The organism is Micromonospora sp. HB375 (genome assembly GCF_017872985.1).
GTDB classification, from domain to species: domain Bacteria; phylum Actinomycetota; class Actinomycetes; order Mycobacteriales; family Micromonosporaceae; genus Micromonospora; species Micromonospora chalcea.
Genome location: NZ_JAGGJO010000001.1, coordinates 5,771,378 through 5,790,246 on the forward strand (window position 1 = coordinate 5,771,378; position 18,869 = coordinate 5,790,246).

14 protein-coding genes are annotated in these 18,869 nt (G+C 72.2%); 10 read left to right on the top strand and 4 right to left on the bottom strand.

From position 1 onward, the window contains the following. Window positions 1–55 precede the first annotated feature (55 nt). The 4 genes from J3R08_RS25495 (at window position 56) to J3R08_RS25510 (ending at window position 5,790) form a co-directional block, all read left to right on the top strand. A complete protein-coding gene (locus J3R08_RS25495) occupies window positions 56–2,020 on the top strand; it encodes a penicillin-binding transpeptidase domain-containing protein (RefSeq protein WP_064447795.1) in 1,965 nt (654 codons plus the stop codon). 274 nt (window positions 2,021–2,294) lie between these two features. Continuing rightward, window positions 2,295–3,608, top strand: a complete 1,314-nt coding sequence (locus J3R08_RS25500; protein WP_209963009.1) for a prenyltransferase/squalene oxidase repeat-containing protein — start codon at window positions 2,295–2,297, stop codon at window positions 3,606–3,608. Beyond that, on the top strand, window positions 3,605–4,903 hold the full coding sequence (locus J3R08_RS32770) for a methyltransferase domain-containing protein (RefSeq protein ID WP_043328781.1): 1,299 nt from the start codon (window positions 3,605–3,607) through the stop codon (window positions 4,901–4,903). The genes J3R08_RS25500 and J3R08_RS32770 overlap by 4 nt, the downstream gene beginning before the upstream one ends. A gap of 2 nt (window positions 4,904–4,905) precedes the next feature. Next, window positions 4,906–5,790 carry a hypothetical protein gene (locus J3R08_RS25510; protein WP_064447796.1) on the top strand — a complete coding sequence of 295 codons (885 nt, stop codon included), beginning with the start codon at window positions 4,906–4,908 and terminating at the stop codon, window positions 5,788–5,790. 12 nt (window positions 5,791–5,802) lie between these two features. Here the strand turns inward: J3R08_RS25510 and J3R08_RS25515 are convergent, their stop codons facing one another. The 3 genes from J3R08_RS25515 to J3R08_RS25525 form a co-directional block, all read right to left on the bottom strand. Continuing rightward, window positions 5,803–7,077: an arginase family protein gene (locus J3R08_RS25515; RefSeq protein ID WP_043328780.1), complete on the bottom strand. Its 1,275-nt coding sequence runs from the start codon at window positions 7,075–7,077 to the stop codon at window positions 5,803–5,805. 58 nt (window positions 7,078–7,135) lie between these two features. Beyond that, window positions 7,136–8,053: a tetratricopeptide repeat protein gene (locus J3R08_RS25520; RefSeq protein ID WP_043328779.1), complete on the bottom strand. Its 918-nt coding sequence runs from the start codon at window positions 8,051–8,053 to the stop codon at window positions 7,136–7,138. Window positions 8,054–8,232: 179 nt separating this feature from the next. Next, window positions 8,233–9,921 carry a methylmalonyl-CoA mutase gene (locus J3R08_RS25525; RefSeq protein ID WP_064447797.1) on the bottom strand — a complete coding sequence of 563 codons (1,689 nt, stop codon included), beginning with the start codon at window positions 9,919–9,921 and terminating at the stop codon, window positions 8,233–8,235. 319 nt (window positions 9,922–10,240) lie between these two features. Between J3R08_RS25525 and J3R08_RS25530 the strand changes: the two genes are divergently transcribed. Next, window positions 10,241–10,609 carry a hypothetical protein gene (locus tag J3R08_RS25530; protein WP_064447798.1) on the top strand — a complete coding sequence of 123 codons (369 nt, stop codon included), beginning with the start codon at window positions 10,241–10,243 and terminating at the stop codon, window positions 10,607–10,609. A 3-nt stretch (window positions 10,610–10,612) separates the two neighbouring features. Here J3R08_RS25530 and J3R08_RS25535 read toward each other — a convergent pair whose 3' ends face one another. Then, window positions 10,613–12,256, bottom strand: coding sequence for a PucR family transcriptional regulator (locus tag J3R08_RS25535; protein ID WP_209963011.1), 1,644 nt, complete (start codon window positions 12,254–12,256; stop codon window positions 10,613–10,615). Between the two features lie 106 nt (window positions 12,257–12,362). On the opposite strand from J3R08_RS25535, the gene J3R08_RS25540 reads away from it, so the two are divergent. The 5 genes from J3R08_RS25540 to J3R08_RS25560 all read left to right on the top strand — a co-directional run bounded on the left by J3R08_RS25540 (window position 12,363) and on the right by J3R08_RS25560 (window position 18,806). Then, window positions 12,363–13,895 carry a CoA-acylating methylmalonate-semialdehyde dehydrogenase gene (locus J3R08_RS25540; RefSeq protein ID WP_374102391.1) on the top strand — a complete coding sequence of 511 codons (1,533 nt, stop codon included), beginning with the start codon at window positions 12,363–12,365 and terminating at the stop codon, window positions 13,893–13,895. Window positions 13,896–13,915: 20 nt separating this feature from the next. Continuing rightward, window positions 13,916–15,247: an aspartate aminotransferase family protein gene (locus J3R08_RS25545; protein WP_069087255.1), complete on the top strand. Its 1,332-nt coding sequence runs from the start codon at window positions 13,916–13,918 to the stop codon at window positions 15,245–15,247. A gap of 116 nt (window positions 15,248–15,363) precedes the next feature. Beyond that, entirely contained in the window at window positions 15,364–16,494 is a 1,131-nt protein-coding gene (locus tag J3R08_RS25550; RefSeq protein WP_209963012.1) for a thiamine pyrophosphate-dependent dehydrogenase E1 component subunit alpha, read from the top strand. Between the two features lie 27 nt (window positions 16,495–16,521). Further along, complete coding sequence (locus J3R08_RS25555) at window positions 16,522–17,496, top strand: alpha-ketoacid dehydrogenase subunit beta (protein ID WP_043328770.1); 975 nt, start codon at window positions 16,522–16,524, stop codon at window positions 17,494–17,496. Window positions 17,497–17,510: 14 nt separating this feature from the next. Next, a complete protein-coding gene (locus J3R08_RS25560) occupies window positions 17,511–18,806 on the top strand; it encodes a dihydrolipoamide acetyltransferase family protein (RefSeq protein ID WP_209963016.1) in 1,296 nt (431 codons plus the stop codon). Window positions 18,807–18,869 lie beyond the last annotated feature (63 nt).

The window sequence follows — 18,869 nt, forward strand, 5'->3', positions numbered from 1 at the left end:
CGAGCGCCGGGCCGTACTAGCGTGCAGGGCAGTTGAGCACCGGAGGGACCGCTTCATGCCCGTGTCGTACCCCGTCCGCCCCAGCCGTCACACCCGTCGTCGCCTCCTCGCGGGGCTGGCCGCCGCCCTGGTCACAGCGGGCGCGCTGACCGGATGCTCCGGCGACGACGGCCCGGAGGCGGCCGTCGAGGCGTTCCTCGGCGGCTGGCGCTCCGGCGACCTGCAGGCGGTCGGCTTCATCCAGCCGGCCGGCGGGCGGGTGGCGGCCGGCGAGGTGACCAAGCAGCTCCAGGCGCTCGCCGGTGAGCTGGCCGCCAACCCGCCGGAGTTGACGCGCACCGGCGAGATCACCACCAAGGGCGACGTCGCCACCGCCCGGGTCAAGGTGAGCTGGGCGCTGCCCGGCGGCGCCCGTTGGGCCTACGAGAACCCGGTACGCCTCAAGCGCGGCGGCGACGACCAGTGGCAGGTGATCTGGGAACCGGCTGTGGTGCACGAGAAGCTGGAGAGCGGCGACCGGATCGCGCTGCGGCGGGAGCCGGCGCAGCGCGCCGGCGTGCTGGACGCCGCCGGCCAGCCGATCGTCGCGCCGCGCCCGGTGGTCCGGGTGCAGGTCGTTCCCGGCGAGGTCACCGACGTGCCCGGCCTGGTCAAGAAGCTGGACGCCGCGTTCAAGGCGATCCGGCCCGCGCTCAGCCCGCCGGTCGACCTGGGCGACCTGCCCAAGCGGCTCAAGGAGGCGAAGCCGGACGGGCTCGTCGAGGTGGTGACGCTGCGTGAGGACGCATACCGGCAGATCAAGCCACGCATCTACGAGCTGCCCGGCACCCGGTTCGCGACCGACCAGCTCATGCTGGCCCCGACGCGCGAGTTCGCCCGGGCGCTGCTCGGCTCGGTCGACCAGGCCACCGCCGACGACCTGCAGGCCCACCCCGAGCGGTACGCGCGCGGCGACCTGGTCGGCCACGGCGGCCTCCAGGGCCGGTACGACGAGCGGCTGCGCGGCGTCACCGGCGTCACCGTGATCACCGAGCGGACCACCCCGGACGGCAAGGTCGAGCCGACCGGCACGGAGCTGTACCGCGCCGACCCGAAGCCCGGTCAGCCGGTGAAGACCACCATCGACGTGGCGACCCAGAACGCTGCCGACGCCGCGTTGCGCGGGCAGACCCGCCGCTCCGCGCTGGTGGCGCTGCGGATCAGCGACGGCGCGGTACTGGCCGCCGCGAACGGTCCCGGGGCGGCCGGCGAGAACCTCGCGTTCACCGCCCAGGTGCCGCCCGGCTCGACGTTCAAGATGGTCAGCGCGCTCGGCCTGCTCGACCGGGGCGCGGTGACCCCGCAGACCACTGTGAACTGCCCGAAGACGGCGACGGTCGAGGGCCGCAGCTTCAAGAACTCGGACAACTTCGAGCTGGGCGCGGTGCCGTTCGCCACCGACTTCGCCAAGTCCTGCAACACCGCGTTCGTGGCGCTGGCGCCGAAGCTCGGCCCGGACGGGCTGGCGCAGGCCGGCCGTACGCTCGGCCTGGAGGCCGCGTGGGATCTCGGCGCGGACGCGTTCACCGGCAAGGTCTCCGCCAACGGCCCGGCCACCGAGCAGGCCGCCGCCGCGATCGGCCAGGGCACCACGCTGGTGAGCCCGCTGGCCATGGCGAGCGCCACCGCGGCCGTGGCCCGGGGCAAGTTCGAGCAGCCCAAGCTGCTGCTCGACCCGGCGCCGGCCAAGCCCGCGCCGGCCGGCGAGGCGCTCAAGCCGGAGTCGGTGACGGCGCTGAAGTCGCTGATGCGCGGGGTGGTCACCGCGGGCAGTGGCAGCGCGCTGGCGGATGTGCCCGGCGAGCCGGTGCACGGCAAGACCGGCACCGCGGAGTACGACAACAACCCGGCGAACACGCACGCCTGGTTCGTCGGGTGGCAGGGTGACGTGGCCTTCGCCGTCTTCGTCGAGCAGGGCGGGGCGGGCTCGAAGGTGGCGGCGCCGATCGCCGAGAAGTTCCTGCGCGGCCTCGCCCGCTAGCCCGCCTGCCCCGCCGTACGCGCACCGGGCGCAGCACTGTCGGATGTCCGGCATTCACTTGCGGTGGGGAAGCGGCGGCCGACGCGGCGACGAAACTCCGACACACCCTCGCAAATCCCTTGCGCTTTTTCTCGGACAGTCGTCGATCGGGTCATTACCGCAACCGACGGCCATCGACTCCCGTCATGACGGGTGGTGAACATCAAGACAGCGCTGTACGGTGCCGACACGCGCCCACAGGCGGCGATCCGCCCATCATCGCTGTGGAGATGAATTGGCACACCCAGTAGCAGCGCTCTCGGGAAAATCCCTGTCCGAATCCATCGACCGCGCCTTGTCCTGCCTTCGGGTCAACTTCCGGTCGCCCGAGGGCACGGCTGGTTGGTATCACTTCCTGGACGATCCCAATCCGGGAATCACCGCCTCCGCCGTCGGGCTGTTCACCTTCCGCATCGCGGGTCAGGAGTTCGAACGGGCTGACGAGATCATCAAATACCTGGTCGACCAGCAGATCGTCGATCCGGACGGCGGAGCGGGTGGCTGGGCCGTGAGAACCACCAACGGCTTCCCGATCATCGAGGCCACCGCGTGGGTGGTACGCGCGCTGAGCCCTCCCGGCACGGGTCGGCTCGCCGCGTCCGACGCATTGCGGGGTGGCGTGCGCTTCCTGGAAGAGAACCAGAACACCGACTTCGGTTGGGCCTCATACGCCGGTCAACCCTCACGAGTCTTCCACACCGCGCTGTGCATGCTGGCGCTCCAGGAGTGCGGCGGCCCGCCGCACGTCATCGACAACGCCAAGAAGTGGCTGATCGGGGCGCAGAGCCCCGACGCGCCGGCCTGGGGCCCGTTGCCCGGCGCTCCGCCCACCCTCCTGCACACCAGCTTCGCCCTGCTCGCCCTCTCCCAACTCGAGGGCGCGCTGAGCGTCAACACGATCAGCAAGACGACCGACTGGATCCTCGAACGGCTGGAGGCGGGCGAGCACGTCGAGCGGTCGTCGACGGTGGAGGAGTTCGACGTCCCGTACCCGGACGGGGACCGCCAGACGGTGTTCCAGAATGTCCTGCCGCACTTCGCCGGCCCGATCGCCGTCACCGCTCTCCTGGCGGCCGGCGTCGACCCGCTGCAACCCAAACTGTTCGCGGCGGCTTCCGCGATCATGCGGGATCAGGGTCCGACCGGCGCCTGGGAACTGCCACGCAGCCCGTTACGGGAGTCCATTTGGGCGATCTGGCCCTTCGTCTCGGCCCTGTCGAAGATGCGGGAGGCGGTGTTCCCCGGACGGACCGGCGAGGCTCAGCTCCTCTACCCGGGTTGCGCCCTGGTACAGACACAGGTGAGCGCGAGGAGGCTGACCAGCGCCCTGTTGATGCGCAACTTCCTGCTGAACTGGGTACGCCGACGCAAGGTGACGCTCGCACTGTGGTCGATCGGGGTCGTCTATTCGATCGGCGCGGTGGTCCTCTACCTGACCAGAGCCGTCGATCGCACCGAGTTTCTGGTCGGTCTCATCCTCCCCGCGCTGCTGCTGATCTTCCAACTGATCTGGGGGGCACGCCGGCGGCGCGGAGGGCAAGGGCAGTGACGGGCGGACCGGCCGACAGCTGCGAGATGTGCCGGGAGGTCAGGCGCAACACCGTTGGCGCGTCCGGCCTCGACGATCCCTCGCCGCCCCGGCTCGTCATGCGGTGGTCGGGCCTCGACGTCATGGCCGGACTCGGCTCCCTGACTCCGGGCTACGCCCTGGTCGTACCGCACCGTCACGCGCCGAGCAGCGGCGACCTCCCCGCCGGGGAACGGTCCCGGCTGCACGTCCTGGCCCGCGCCGTCGCCGCCCAGATCGAGCGCGTCTTCGCCTGCCGGGTGACTCTGGTCGAACACGGCTCGTCGGGCAAGGAGGCCGGTCACCGCGGCGGCGGCTGCATCACCCACTGTCACATCCATTTGTTTCCGCTCCCGCCGGAGGCGGATGCCCGCGCGCTGGTTCCACCCGGCGCCCACCCCGTCGACGGCCTCGGCCCATTGATCAAGGCGGCCGACGCCCGCAGGAACTACTACTACTGCTCGTGGGCACCGTCCTTCCACTATCTGACCCTCGAACCTCCTGCGGTTTCGCAGTACGCGCGACGTGTCTGGGCCGAAATCGTGGGCCTGCCGGACACCTGGGACTGGGCCGCTTTTCCCTATATTGAGAACTGCCACATCACCATTAGGGAACTCCGACGGGACGAGGCGCGGATGAACGAGACGATTGGTGCCGAGGTCCTGGACGAGACGCTGGCCACCTACGAGAACAACGCCGCGCGCTACGCGGCGGACACCGAACAGTTCGCGGACGACTCCGCGCTTCCCCACCAGATCGACCACCTGCTCGATGCGACCACCGGTCCGGTACTGGACGCCGGGGCGGGCGCGGGTCGGGACGCACACTACATGGCGGCCAGGGGCCGTCCCGTCGTCGCCATGGACGCCTCTGCCTCCCTGCTCACCCAGGTCAAGTGGAGCGCCCCGTTCTCACGGCTGGTGGCCGACATCAGGGACATCCCACTGGCCGACTGCTCCGTCGGCGCGATCTGGTGTTCGGCGGTCCTGCTGCATCTCGGCGGTGCGGACGTACGACGGTCGCTCGACGAGCTGCACCGGGTGCTGAGACCCGGGGGCATCATGCAGATCTCGGTCAAGGAGGGCCGAGGGCTCGTCAGCGAGCAGCTGGGCGAATCGGGCGAGGTCCGGCACTTTTTCCTGTACGAGCTGCCCGAGCTGCGCGCTCTGGTAGAGGAGGCCGGCTTCGAGGTGACCCGGGCCTGGACCGAGGAGGAGAGCAACTCGGGCCGATCCGCGCAGAGCTGGGTAAAGGTGCTGGCTACGAGGAGGTACTGACCGTGCTGCCCCACCTCCATCTGCACCTCGAACCCCAGCAGCGCAAACGTCTACAGGTGGGCCTGACTCCCGCCGAGCATCGCCGGGATCCGGCGGCCTTCTTCGCCGCGCACGACGTCGGCAATCGCGGACGGCTCCCGGTGTCGGCGGACGACTTGCGATCGTTCATCCGGCAGATGCACGAGGAGCAGCGCCGGGAAGGGGTGGATCACGTCGAACTCCGGCTCTCGCCGCGGCGGTTCGTGTGGGACGGCATGCCACTGGCCGCGTTCCTCCGCGTCGCGCACACCACAATGGAGTCGCTGGAGCGCCCGTCGGTCCGGGGGATTCTCCTGATCAACCGGGACAGCGACGAGGAGTTCGTTCGCGCCTGCACGGGCGCGCTGGCCGACCTTCCGGCCACCTTCGTGGGCATCGACCTCGCCGGCGACGAGAGCAGGTACGACGACACGGCTCCGTTCCGGGGCCTGTTCCGCGCCGCCCGCGAGTCGGGGCTCGGCGTCACGGTGCACGCCGGGGAGTTCGGGCACCTGGATGGCGTATGGCGTGCCCTGGACGAACTCGGCGCGCAGCGTTTGGGCCACGCGGTCGCCGCCGCCCGCAGCCCGTCGCTGCTCAAGCGGTTGGGAAACGACGGTGTGCTCGTCGAGGTGTCGATCTCATCGAATCTGGCCCTGGGCGCGGTCGACGCGGCCCACGCCCACCCGGTGCGGACCTTCCTCGACGCGGGTGTGCCGGTCTGCTTCAACACGGACGTCCCGTTGGAGAGCGGGGCTACGCTTCCGGAGGAGATGGCGTCGGCGGCGAGGCTGCTCCATCTGAGCGTCGCCGAGGTGACCGCCGTGCAGCGGAAGGCGGCGGCGTTCGTGTTCCGACGGCCGGGCTGAACTGCCGCGCGATCAGTCGATGCCCGCGGACGACGGCGGGGTGTCCTTCGGTGCGTCCTCGTCGGTCTGGGGCACCCGACGCAGCAGCCCGGAGGAGACCGCGGCGGCTGGCCCGATCGGCTCAACGGCGACGGCCGGCACCGGCGTCTCCAACGACGCCGAGGCGAGCCCTCCGGACGTCGGCGCTGAGGCGAGATCCGGCTCGTCCGCCGCCAGGCCGGAGCCGAGCCCGGCGGTCCCGGCCGCCGGATCCGCGTCCCGCTCTGCGGCGTCGCCGTTCGGCGATAGGAAGCTGCCCGCCCGGGTTGCCTCCGCGTACCGTGCGCGCTGGGGCGGCGGGCCGGGCGGCAGCAGACGGGGCGGAACGGCGCCCGGCGCTACGACCGGGGCGAGCCCGGCCACCACCGTGTTCACGATCTCGGCCGCGTACGCCCCGTCCGGGTCGTAGTCGGGGTCGAAGACGGTCAGCTCGACGCCGAGGCAGTGCGGGGTGTCGACCAGCCCGGCCAGCAGGATCTCCAGCTCGGCGAAGGCGATGCCACCGGGGTCGGGCGCGTCCACGGCGGGCATCACCGCCGGGTCGAGCACGTCGACGTCGATGTGCACCCAGTAGCCGGCGCAGTCGACGAGCTGCTCGTGCGCCCACTGGGCGGTCCGGGCCGCGCCCTCGGCGCGCAGCGCCGGCACCGGCCGGGTGGTGATGCCGGCGGCCTGCAGGTCGAGGCGGTACTCGTCCTGCGCGCGGATGCCGAGCACCACCACGTCGATGTCCCGGAAGTAGGGCCGCCGCCCCTCGATGGCCGCCAGGTCGGGCTGCCCCCGCCCGGTGACCAGCGCCAGGTCCTCCCCGGCGGCCGCGCCGACGTAGGAGGCGTTGCCGGGGTGCCGGAAGTCGGAGTGGCCGTCGACGAAGACCAGGCCGATCCGCCCACCGACCGCCTCACCGAGGCGGTGCATGGCCAGCCCGGAGCCGAGCAGCACCGAGCAGTCGCCGCCGAGCACCAGCGGGAACTCGCCCCGGTCGATGATCGCGCCGATCCGGTCGGCGAGCGCCAGCGAGTACGCGGAGATCTCCGGCGCGTGGCAGACGCCGTCGCCGGGTCGCCAGTCCCCCGGGTCGTACCGGGGCGGGGTCAGGCAGCCGGCGTCTCGGGCCCGCAGCCGGGCGAGCAGGCCGTGGTCGCGCAGCGCGCCCGGCGCCTTGGCGCATCCGGGCACGGAGCTGGCGGTGGGTGGGCGCAGCCCGAGGTTCGTCGGCGCGTCGAGGACGGCGATCCGGCGCATCATGGGCTCCCGTCCTCGGTGGTCGGGCGGGCCGGCGGTGCGCCGGCCCGCGCGGGTTGACTCAGAACAGCGCGCTGGCCAGGGCGCGTCGGGCGGAGGCCACGGCGGGGTCGTCCGGGCCGGCGATGGTGAACAGGCCGAGCAGGTGCTGGCGTACCCGGTCCCGGTCGTCCCCGGCGGTGCGCCGGACCAGGCCGACGAGCCGCTGGTACGCCTGGTCGGCGAGGCCGCTGAGCACCTCGATGTCGGCGGCCAGCAGTTGGGCGTCCACGTCGTCGGGGGCGGCGGCCGCGGCGTCCAGCGCGCCCTGCGGGTCGGCGCCGGCGACCCGGCGGGCCAGCCCGACCTGCGCCAGGCCCGCCTCCGCCGCCGCGTCGGCCGGGGACTCGGCGAGGATCTTCCGGTACGCCGCCTCGGCCGCGTCGAGGTCACCGCTCATCAGCGCGTCGTCGGCGGCGTCGAGGCGCGGGTCCTCCGGTTCGGCGACGGTGACGCCACCGGCCTTGAGCACGGCCTGGAGCCACTGTCGCAACTGCGACTCGGGCACCGGGCCGGGGAAGGCGTCGATCGGGCGGCCACCGACGATGGCGTACGTGGTGGGCAGCGCCTGGAGCTGGAACATCTGCGCGAGCCGCGGCTGCTGCTGCACGTCGACCCGGGCCAGCAGCCACGCTCCGCCGCCCTCGGCGGCCAGCTTCTCCAGCACCGGGGCGAACTGGTCGCTCTCCGGGTAACCGGCGGCGCCGAAGAAGACCACTACCGGTGTGGTGAGCGAGCGTTCGAGCACCTCGGACTGGATGTTCGCCTCGGTCACGTCGATCACGGCGGCAGAGCCGGCGGGGCTGCCCGGCAGCCCGGCGGGCGTGCCGCCCGGAGACGGTGTGGCGGTGGAGGTGTCGGCAGGTGCGGGGGTGCGCAGCGCGCTGAGGTCGACCGCGCCGCGGGTGAAGATCGACGAGGTGATCCGTGGGTCGCTCATGGTTGTCTAGTCTCGCACGTACGCGACGGATCTCCGACCAGCCGCGACGGCGACAGTCACCACTCTCCCCCAGCTCAGCCCGCCCGCAAGGAAGGGCCCCTTGTTAACGCCTGCGGTAGAGGAAGGGCCCCTTGTTAACAGCAGCTGTTAACAAGGGGCCCTTCCTTACAAAGCGGCGGTCAGAAGCGGGCGGGCTCGCGGTAGACGCCCCACTCGGTGCGGAGGGCGTCGCAGATCTCGCCGAGGGTGGCCTCGGCGCGGACCGCGTCGAGCATGGCGGGGATCATGTTCTCGCCGCTGCGGGCCACCTCGACCATCCGCGCCACGGCGGCGGTGACGGCGGCGTCGTCGCGGGCCGACTTGCGCTCGGCCAGCACCCGGCGCTGCTCCAGCTCCACCTCGTGCGAGATGCGCAGGATCTCCAGGTCCTTGGCGACGGTGCCGGTGTGGCAGTTGACGCCGACGATCTTCTTGTCGCCCTTCTCCAGCGCCTGCTGGTAGGCGAACGCCGACTCGGCGATGTGCCCGGTGAACCAGCCGTCCTCGATGCCGCGCAGGATGCCGGAGGTCATCGGGCCGATGGCGTGCGGGCCCTCGCCGCCGAGCTGCTTGATCCGGGCGAAGATCTCCTCCGCCTCGGCCTCGATCCGGTCGGTGAGCGCCTCGACGTACCAGGCGCCGCCGAGCGGGTCGGCCACATTGGTCACCCCGGTCTCCTCCATCAGCACCTGCTGGGTACGCAGGGCGATCTCGGCCGACTCGTCGGTGGGCAGGGCGAGCGTCTCGTCGAGGGCGTTGGTGTGCAGCGAGTTGGTGCCGCCGAGCACCGCGGCCAGGGCCTCCACGGCGGTGCGCACCACGTTGTTCACCGGCTGCTGCGCGGTGAGCGACACTCCGGCGGTCTGCGTGTGGAACCGCAGCCACTGCGCCTTCTCGCTGGTGGCGCCGTACACGTCGCGCAGCCAGCGGGCCCAGATCCGGCGGGCGGCGCGGAACTTGGCGATCTCCTCGAAGAAGTCCACGTGGGAGTCGAAGAAGAAGCTCAGGCCGGGGGCGAACGTGTTCACGTCGAGCCCGCGCGACAGGCCCAGCTCGACGTACCCGAACCCGTCGGCGAGCGTGTACGCCAGCTCCTGCGCGGCGGTCGAGCCGGCCTCGCGGATGTGGTAGCCGGAGACGGACAGCGGCTTGTACCGGGGGATCTCCCGGGCGCAGTACTCCATCAGGTCGCCGATGAGGCGCAGGTGCGGCTCGGGGTCGAACAGCCACTCCTTCTGCGCGATGTACTCCTTGAAGATGTCCGTCTGGAGCGTTCCGTCCAGTGTGGACAGATCGGCGCCCTGCCGTTCGGCGGCGACCAGGTACATGCAGAAGACCGGCACGGCCGGACCGGAGATGGTCATCGAGGTGGTCACGCCGGCCAGGTCGATGCCGTCGAACAGCACCTCCATGTCGGCGGCCGAGTCGACGGCGACACCGCAGTGGCCGACCTCGCCGAGCGACTGCGGGTCGTCGGAGTCGCGTCCCATCAGCGTCGGCATGTCGAAGGCGACGGAGAGCCCGCCGCCACCGGCGCCGAGGATCATCTTGTAGCGCTCGTTGGTCTGCCGGGCGTTGCCGAAACCGGCGAACTGCCGGATGGTCCAGGTCCGTCCGCGGTAGCCGGTCGGGTACAGACCCCTGGTGTACGGGAACTCGCCCGGCCAGCCGATCCGGTCGAAGCCCGGGTACGCCGCGCCCTCCGGCGGGCCGTACACCGGTTCGACACTCATGCCGGACAGCGTGGTGAAGTCCGCGTCGCGCTTGCGGGCGGCGTCGTAGCGGGCCTGCCAGCGGGCCCGACCGGCGGCGATCTCGTCAGCGTCCATGCGCGGAGCTCCTTCTCAAGTCGTCGTCCCAAGCCCGAGTGTAGAGCGAGATCCTGAACGATCCTTAAGTGCATGCGTACCGGCCGGTAACTCGCAGGCGCCCGGCGCGAAGCCCCACCACGATCGTCGATCCGCAGGTCAGAGCGCTGTCTCACGTGCCGGACGGCTTGCCGCCGGAGCCTCCCCGGCGGCCCGGAGACGTGCCACACTCCCCGCCGTGGGCATGCACATCGCGATCGGGCCGATTACCTAGGCGGCGTACGCCTTCGCGTGCGTCGCCGGCCAAGCCACCCTGTCGGCTCGACACTGTGAGGCTCCCGTGACCACGTTCCCGTTTCCCCCCGACACCGTCGATCGCCGGCTTCCCGGCCCGGCCGTCCGGCCGCACGACGACTCCCCCGCCGGCGCGTGCACGATGGTGGTGCACCTCGGCCCCGGGCACTCCACCACCGGCCTGCTCAAGGTGCTGTCCGTCCTGCACTCACGCCGGGTCGCGGTGACGCACGTCCAGTACGTGCAGTGCCCGGACCGGTCGGCGGTGATGATCGTGGAGTGCTCCCCCGCCACGGCGTCGCTGGAGACGGTACGCAAGAGCGTCGCGAGGGCGATCCCGGTCGTCAGCGTCAGCGTGCACACCTCGCCCACCCGCGACGGTGTGCGGCGCCCCCGGGCCCGTCGCGGCAGGTGACCGTCAGCCCGCGGCACCGGAGATGCCGCCGCCGCGCATGACGTCGCGGGCGGTGAGCGCCACGTGCAGCGACAGGCGCCGCTCGCTCGAATCCAGGTCGACGCCGAGCACCCGCTCGATCAACTGCAACCGCTGGTACAGCGCGGAGCGGGACAGCGACATCTCCTCCGCCGCACGCCGCTTGTTGCGCCCCTCGACCAGGTACGCCTCCAGCAGCGCCACGTGGTTCGTGCCGTGCCGCTCGTCGTAGGAGAGCAGCGGGCCCAGTTCGCGCTCGACGAACGTCTGCAGACGCACGTCGTCGCGCAGCAGGTACAGCAGGCCCCGGAGGCGGACGTCGAGGAGCCGGTAGAAGGGCCGGGGCTCGGCGGTGTGCGCCGTGGCGTCGGCCACCTGGGCCGCCTCGATCAGCGAGCGCCGCGCCAGGTCCAGCGACCTGACCACTGATCCGGCGGCGACCACGACGTCCGACCCGGCCCGCAGGCCCGCCCGGGTGAGCGCGGTGGACAGGCCGAGCAACGCGGCCTCGTCGGACTCGGCGTCGGTGAGGGCGACGAGCACGGTGACCTCCGCACCACCGAGCCCGTCGACGTCCCCGGCCAGCGCCGCCAGCCCGCAGTCGCGCACCGCCGTCTCCACCGCGTCCAGCAGTTCCCGGCGGCGCGCGTTCATCTCGGCGCCGGGCCCCGGGCCCGGCCGGCGCCGTCGGACCACCACCCCGAGCAGCCGCCGCTGTTCCAGCGCCACACCGAGCCCGCGCGCCCGCAGCGCCACGTCCCGGGTCGGCGCGGAGTGGTTGACGATGCTCCACAGCAGGCTGCTGCGCGCCTGCCGTTCGACAGACGAGTCGTCCCGGGCGACGAGCTGGTTCAGCGCGATGGTGGACGCGGCGCGCTCCAGCAGGACGCTCGTCCGGGCCGGCGGCTCCTGGTCGCACAGCAGCACCAGCCGCCCCCACCTGTTGCCCCGCGCCTCCACGCCGGTCACCAGCCAGCCCGAACGCGGCTCGTAGCCGGTGCCGGACGGGACCTCGACCGCGCGTGAGCGGGTCTCCCAGCGGTCGAGCAGCTCCTCGGCCGACAGCGGGCCGGTCTCGTACGCCAGCACCTGGTGGGAGAGGTTCTCCAGCACCACGGGACGCCGGGACAGACGGGTGACCTCGCGGAGCACCTGCCGGGGCTCCGCGCCCTCCACCGACAGCTCGGTGAAGATCCGGTGGATCTCGTCCTTCGCGAGCAGCTCGGCGGTCTGCTCCTCCACGATCACCGAGTGGACCACCTCGGTCACCGCCACGAACCGCATCTCCCGCTGGAGCGCGACGAGCGGCAGGTTCCGGCTGCGGGCCTGCTCGACGAGCGCGGCCGGCAGCGTCCCGCCGAACCGGCGGCCCAGCTCGACCACGACCCCGGCCGCGCCGACCGCCGCCAGGCCGTCGATCCACCGGCGCAGCCCGTCGTCGTCCGGCGGCAGGCCGATACCGGTGGTCAGCACCAGCTCCCCGCCGCGGAGCAGGTCGGCGATCTCCGGGATCTCGGCCACGTGCACCCAGCGCACCGGAGCGTCCAGGCGGTCCCGCCCGGCCATGACACGCGGCCCGGCCTGCTGCAACGCCGGCAGTTCGAGCACGTCGCGAACCGTCATCGGCATCAGACCGTCTCCCTCCTCGCTCCGGCGCACAGTATGTGTGCTTCTCCCGGGCTGGAACGACACAGTGCCCATTGCCCGGGCCTGGGGAAGCGCAGATGATCCGGGCATGACCCAGACAGCACCCGGCACCGTGCCCGCTCCCGTCCCGCTGGAGCGGGTGACCCACTGGATCGACGGCAAGGCGTTCGCCAGCGTCACCGAGCGTACGGCCCCAGTCTACGATCCGGCGCTGGGCGCGGTCCGGACGGAGGTGCCGCTGGCCTCCGTCGACGAGGTGGACCAGGCGGTCGCCTCCGCCGCCGCCGCGTTCGCCTCCTGGCGGAACTCGTCGCTGACCAAGCGCACCCAGGTGCTGTTCGCGTTCCGGGAGCTGGTGAACCAGCACAAGCAGGAACTGGCCGAGCTGATCACGGCCGAGCACGGCAAGGTCGTCTCGGACGCCCTGGGCGAGGTCACCCGCGGCCTGGAGGTCGTCGAGTTCGCCTGCGGCATCCCGCACCTGCTCAAGGGCGGCTACTCCGAGGGCGTGTCCACGAACGTGGACGTCTACTCCATCCGGCAGCCGGTCGGCGTCTGCGCCGTCATCTCCCCGTTCAACTTCCCGGTGATGGTCCCGATGTGGTTCGTGCCGATCGCCATCGCGGCCGGCAACGCCGTCGTGCTCAAGCCCAGCGAGAAGGACCCGTCCGCGTCGCTGCTCGTCGCCCGGCTCTGGGAGCAGGCCGGCCTGCCCGCCGGCGTGTTCAACGTGGTGCACGGCGACAAGGTCGCTGTCGACCGGCTGCTGGAGCACCCCGAGGTCAAGGCCGTGTCGTTCGTCGGCTCCACCCCGATCGCCCGGTACGTGTACGAGACCGGCACCCGCAACGGCAAGCGCGTACAGGCCCTCGGCGGCGCGAAGAACCACATGGTGGTGCTGCCGGACGCCGACCTCGACCTGGCCGCCGACGCGGCGGTCAACGCCGGGTTCGGCTCGGCCGGCGAGCGGTGCATGGCGATCTCCGCCCTGGTGGTCGTCGAGCCCGTCGCCGACGACCTGGTGGCGCGCATCCGCGAGCGCATCGCCGGCCTGAAGATCGGTGACGGCCGCCGCTCCTGCGACATGGGGCCGCTGGTCACCCGGGAGCACCGCGACCGGGTCGCGTCGTACCTGGACGCGGGCGTCGAGGCCGGCGCCGAACTGGTGGTGGACGGGCGGAAGGTGCAGGTCGACGGCGACGAGTCCGGGTTCTGGCTCGGGCCGAGCCTGCTGGACCGGGTCTCGCCGGAGATGAGCGTGTACACCGACGAGATCTTCGGGCCGGTGCTGTCCGTGGTGCGGGTCGGCAGCTACGACGAGGCGCTCAAGCTGGTGAACTCCAACCCGTACGGCAACGGGACCGCCATCTTCACCAACGACGGCGGCGCGGCCCGCCGGTACCAGAACGAGGTCGAGGTCGGCATGGTCGGCGTCAACGTGCCGATCCCGGTGCCGATGGCCTACTACTCGTTCGGCGGCTGGAAGGACAGCCTCTTCGGCGACTCCCACGCCCACGGCGCCGAGGGCGTGCACTTCTTCACCCGCGGCAAGGTCGTCACCTCCCGCTGGCTCGACCCCAGCCACGGCGGAATCAACCTCGGCTTCCCCGAGAACGTCTGAGCAGCGGGAGAGACGCGACAATGAGCACCAGCGCACGCCGCACCTACGAACTCGACCGCGCCCACGTCTTCCACTCCTGGTCGGCCCAGGCCCTGCTCGACCCGATGGTGGTCGAGCGCGCCGAGGGCTCGTACTTCTGGGACGGCGACGGGAACCGCTACCTGGACTTCTCCTCCCAGCTCGTCAACACCAACATCGGCCACCAGCACCCGGCGGTGGTGGCGGCGATCCAGGAGCAGGCCGCCAAGCTGTGCACCATCGCGCCGTCGTACGCCAACGACGCCCGCAGCGAGGCGGCCCGGCTGATCGCCGAGCGGACCCCGGCGGGCCTGGAGAAGGTGTTCTTCACAAACGGCGGCGCGGACGCGATCGAGCATGCCGTCCGGATGGCCCGGCTGCACACCGGCCGGCCGAAGGTGCTGTCCCAGTACCGCAGCTACCACGGCGGCACCCAGACCGCGGTGAACCTGACCGGCGACCCGCGTCGCTGGCCCAGCGACAACGGCACCGCCGGGGTCGTGCACTTCTTCGGCCCGTTCCTGTACCGGTCGGAGTTCGGCGCCACGACCGAGGAGGAGGAGAGCCGGCTCGCGCTGCGCCACCTCGAACGGGTCGTGGAGATGGAGGGCCCGTCCACCATCGCCGCGATCGTGCTGGAGACCGTGCCGGGCACCGCCGGCATCATGCCGCCGCCGCCGGGCTTCCTCGCCGGCGTACGCGAGCTGTGCAACAGGCACGGCATCCTCTACATCGCCGACGAGGTGATGGCGGGGTTCGGGCGTACCGGCGCCTGGTTCGCCATCGACCACTACGGCGTGACGCCCGACCTGATCACCTTCGCCAAGGGCGTGAACTCCGGTTACGTGCCGCTCGGCGGTGTGGTGATCGCCGACCACGTCGCCGACACGTTCGCCACCCGCCCCTACCCCGGCGGGCTGACCTACTCCGGCCACCCGCTGGCCACCGCCGCCGCCGTCGCGACCATCAACGCGATGCGGGACGAGGGCATCGTCGAGAACGCCGCCCGGATCGGCGCGGACGTGCTCGGCCCGGGGCTGCGCGAGATCGCCGAGCGGCACCCGAGCGTCGGGGACGTACGCGGGCTCGGCGTCTTCTGGGCGCTGGAACTGGTCCGCGACCGCGAGACCCGGGAGCCGCTGGCGCCGTACGGGGCCTCGTCGCCGGAGATGAACGACGTGCTGGCCGAGTGCAAGCGGGGCGGCCTGGTCGTGTTCGCCAACTTCAACCGGATCCACGTGGTGCCGCCCTGCACGGTGTCGGAGACGGAGGCCAAGGCGGGACTGGCGGTCCTCGACGAGGCGCTGACACTCGCCGACCGGCACACGGTCTAGACGTACGCCCATCACCGCCCGCCGGGTCCACCCCGGCGGGCGGTCCCATATCCGAGATCCGCGAGACGGCCGGCGACCCCGGTGACGCGGAGACCGACGCACCCAGAAGGTGACGAATGACTACCGTAGATCTCGCCGACCCACCGGTCACCAACCCCTTCACCGGTACCACCGACCTTCCGCGCGCCGCCGAGGGCTGGACCCAGCTCGTCACCCCGGACGGACGCCTGCACCCGGACGTGGACGTCGACCGAGACGCCCTCGGCCGCCTCACCCGCGACCTGTACCGGGGGATGCGGCTGGCCCGCCGCCTCGACGACGAGGCGTTCGCGTTGCAGCGACAGGGCGAGCTGGGCCTGTGGCTGCAGTGCCGCGGCCAGGAGGCCGCACAGGTCGGCTCCGTCGCGGCGGTACGCGCCGACGACTACGTCTTCCCGAGCTACCGCGAGCACGCGGCGGCGCTGTGGCGCGGCATCGGCCCGGCCGACCTGCTCCGGCAGTGGCGCGGCGTCGCGCACAGCGGCTGGGACCCGGAGCCGTACTCGTTCCACATCTACACGCTGGTGCTGGCCGCGCAACTGCTGCACGCCACCGGGTACGCGCTCGGCGTGCAGCGCGACGGCAGCGACACGGTGGTCGTGACGTACTTCGGTGACGGCGCGGCCAGCGAGGGCGACGCGAGCGAGGCCATGAACATCGCCGCCGTCAACGCCGCCCCGATGGTGTTCTTCTGCCAGAACAACCAGTGGGCCATCTCCACGCCGACCGCGTCGCAGACGCGTACCCCGATCCACCGGCGCGGCGCCGGGTTCGGCCTGCGCAGCGAGTGGGTCGACGGCAACGACGTGCTGGCGGTGTACGCGGTGACGTCAGCGGTGACCGAGCACGCCCGCGCCGGCGCGGGCCCCGCGATCGTCGAGGCCACCACGTACCGGATGGGCGGGCACAGCACGTCCGACGACCCGACCCGGTACCGCACCGCCGACGAGTTGGAAGCCTGGCGGGCGCGGGACCCGCTGGCCCGGGTCGAGGCGCTGATGCGCGCCGAGGGCTGGAGCGACGAGACGTTCCTCGGCCAGATCCAGGCCGAGGCGGACGAACTCGCCGACCGGACCCGCCGGGAGTGCCTGGCCCTGACGGCCCCGGACCTCGCGGACGCCTTCGCCACGGTGCTGTCCGACGTGCCCCAGCTTCTGCGGGAGGAGCGCGACGCGTTCGTCGCCTACCGCGGCTCCTTCCTCGACTGACGTCCGCCCCGATCGGAGAACTCGTTCATGCTCACTCTCTGTCAGGCACTGAACAGCGGCCTGCGCCGCGCCATGGAGGACGACGACAAGGTCCTCCTGATGGGCGAGGACGTCGGCCGGCTCGGCGGCGTCTTCCGGGTCACCGACGGTCTGCAGAAGGACTTCGGCGAGGCCCGGGTGGTCGACACCACCCTCGCCGAGTCCGGGATCATCGGCACCGCCATCGGGCTGGCGCTGCGCGGGTACCGCCCGGTCTGCGAGATCCAGTTCGACGGTTTCGTCTACCCCGCGTTCAACCAGATCGTCTCCCAGCTCGCCAAGATGCGGGCCCGCACCGGCGGCCGTACCGCCCTGCCGGTGGTGGTGCGCATCCCGGTCGGCGGCGGCATCGGCGCGGTGGAGCACCACAGCGAGTCGAACGAGGCGTACTTCGCGCACACCGCCGGGCTGCGGGTCGTCTACTGCGCCAGCCCGGACGACGCGCACTGGATGATCCGCCAGGCCGTCGCCGGTGACGACCCGGTGATCTTCTACGAGCCGAAGCGCCGCTACTGGGTCAAGGGCGAGGTGACACCGGAGGACGCGGGGCCACCGATGCCGCTTCACCGTGCCCGCGTCGTGCGCCCCGGCGCCGACGTCACGCTGCTGACGTACGGCGGCACCGTCGCCACCTGCGTCGCCGCCGCCGAGGCCGCGGCGCAGGAGGGCCGCGACATCGAGGTGATCGACCTGCGGTCCATCTCCCCGCTGGACGTGGCGACCATCGAGGAGTCGGTCCGCCGTACCGGGCGGGCGGTGGTGGTCCACGAGGCCCCCACGTTCGCCGGGTTCGGCGCCGAGGTCGTCGCGCAGGTGACGAGCCGGTGCTTCTACTCGCTGGAGGCGCCGGTCGAGCGGGTCGGCGGGTTCAACCTGCCGTACCCGCCGGCCAAGGTCGAGGAGGAGTACCTGCCCGACCTGGACCGGATCCTCGACGCCGTCGACCGCGTCCTGGCCGCGTGAGGGGAGAGGTACCAGTGAGCGTTCAGCAGTTCCGCCTGCCCGACGTCGGCGAGGGCCTCACGGAGGCCGAGATCGTCACCTGGCGGGTCGCTCCGGGCGATCCGGTCGGCCTCAACGACATCCTGGTGGACATCGAGACGGCAAAGGCCGTCGTCGAGCTGCCCAGCCCGTACGCCGGGGTGGTGGACCGCCTGCTCGCCGAGGAGGGGCAGACCGTCGAGGTCGGCTCGCCGATCATCGCGATCCGGGTGCCGGGGGACGGCCCGGCGACGCCCGCCGACGAGCCCGCGGCCGCGCCGCCGACCGCTGACGAACCGGCCGTTGACGAGCCGGCGGCGGAACGTACCGCGGTGCTCGTGGGCTACGGGGTGTCCGCCCAGGCGCGGACCCGCCGGCCCCGCCGCGCCACGCCGTCGGTCCGCCCGGCCGAGCCGGCCCGCCGGCCGCACACGTCCCGACCGCCGGCGCTCACCAAGCCGCCGCTGCGCAAGCTCGCCAAGGACCTCGGCGTGGAACTGGCCGACGTGCGCGGCAGCGGCCCCGGCGGCCGGATCACGCGCCAGGACCTGCTCGACCACACCACCGGCCCGGCAGCGGCGACCGACGCCCGGCGGGACGAGCGCCTGCCCGTACGCGGGGTGCGCAAGGCGACGGCCGCCGCCATGGTCGCCAGCGCGTTCACCGCGCCGCACGTCACGGAGTTCCTCACCGTCGACATGACCGGCACCGTCGAGTTCGTGGACCGGCTGAAGCAGGACCCGTCCTTCCAGGGCATCAAGGTCAGCCCGCTGCTCGTGGCGTCGCTGGCGCTGCTGGACGCGATCCGCCGGCACCCGGACGTCAACGCCCGGTGGGACGAGGGGAACCAGGAGATCGTCCGGTTCGCCGACGTCAACCTCGGCATCGCCGCCGCGACGCCGCGCGGCCTGCTGGTGCCGAACGTCAAGGCCGCGCAGACCCTTCCGGTACGGGACCTCGCGGTCGCGCTGAACGAGCTGGCAGCCACCGCGCGGGAGGGCCGCACCCGTCCCGCCGACCTGGCCGGCGGCACCGTCACCATCACCAACATCGGAGTGTTCGGGGTGGACGCGGGCACCCCGATCCTCAACCCCGGTGAGGCGGCGATCCTCTGTCTCGGCGCGCTGCGCCGCATGCCGTGGGTCGTCGACGAGCAGGTCGTTCCCCGGTGGACGGTGCAGTTGTCACTGTCGTTCGACCACCGGCTCGTGGACGGGGAGCTGGGCAGCCGGGTGCTCGCCCACGTCGGGCGGTTCCTGGAGGACCCGCTGTGGGGCCTGGCCCTGCGCTGAGGCCCCCGCAGACAGACGGCGCGTGGACGGACAACGAGGTCCGTCCACGCGCCGTCGCCGTAC

Excerpts from the sequence above, each read along its gene's own strand:
- J3R08_RS25520 (WP_043328779.1), bottom strand. The coding sequence starts at position 8,053 with ATGAGCGACCCACGGATCACCTCGTCGATCTTCACCCGCGGCGCGGTC.
- J3R08_RS25540 (WP_374102391.1), top strand. The coding sequence starts at position 12,363 with ATGACCCAGACAGCACCCGGCACCGTGCCCGCTCCCGTCCCGCTGGAG.
- J3R08_RS25535 (WP_209963011.1), bottom strand. The coding sequence starts at position 12,256 with ATGCCGATGACGGTTCGCGACGTGCTCGAACTGCCGGCGTTGCAGCAG.
- J3R08_RS25515 (WP_043328780.1), bottom strand. The coding sequence starts at position 7,077 with ATGATGCGCCGGATCGCCGTCCTCGACGCGCCGACGAACCTCGGGCTG.
- J3R08_RS25545 (WP_069087255.1), top strand. The coding sequence starts at position 13,916 with ATGAGCACCAGCGCACGCCGCACCTACGAACTCGACCGCGCCCACGTC.
- J3R08_RS25525 (WP_064447797.1), bottom strand. The coding sequence starts at position 9,921 with ATGGACGCTGACGAGATCGCCGCCGGTCGGGCCCGCTGGCAGGCCCGC.
- J3R08_RS25555 (WP_043328770.1), top strand. The coding sequence starts at position 16,522 with ATGCTCACTCTCTGTCAGGCACTGAACAGCGGCCTGCGCCGCGCCATG.
- J3R08_RS25495 (WP_064447795.1), top strand. The coding sequence starts at position 56 with ATGCCCGTGTCGTACCCCGTCCGCCCCAGCCGTCACACCCGTCGTCGC.
- J3R08_RS25550 (WP_209963012.1), top strand. The coding sequence starts at position 15,364 with ATGACTACCGTAGATCTCGCCGACCCACCGGTCACCAACCCCTTCACC.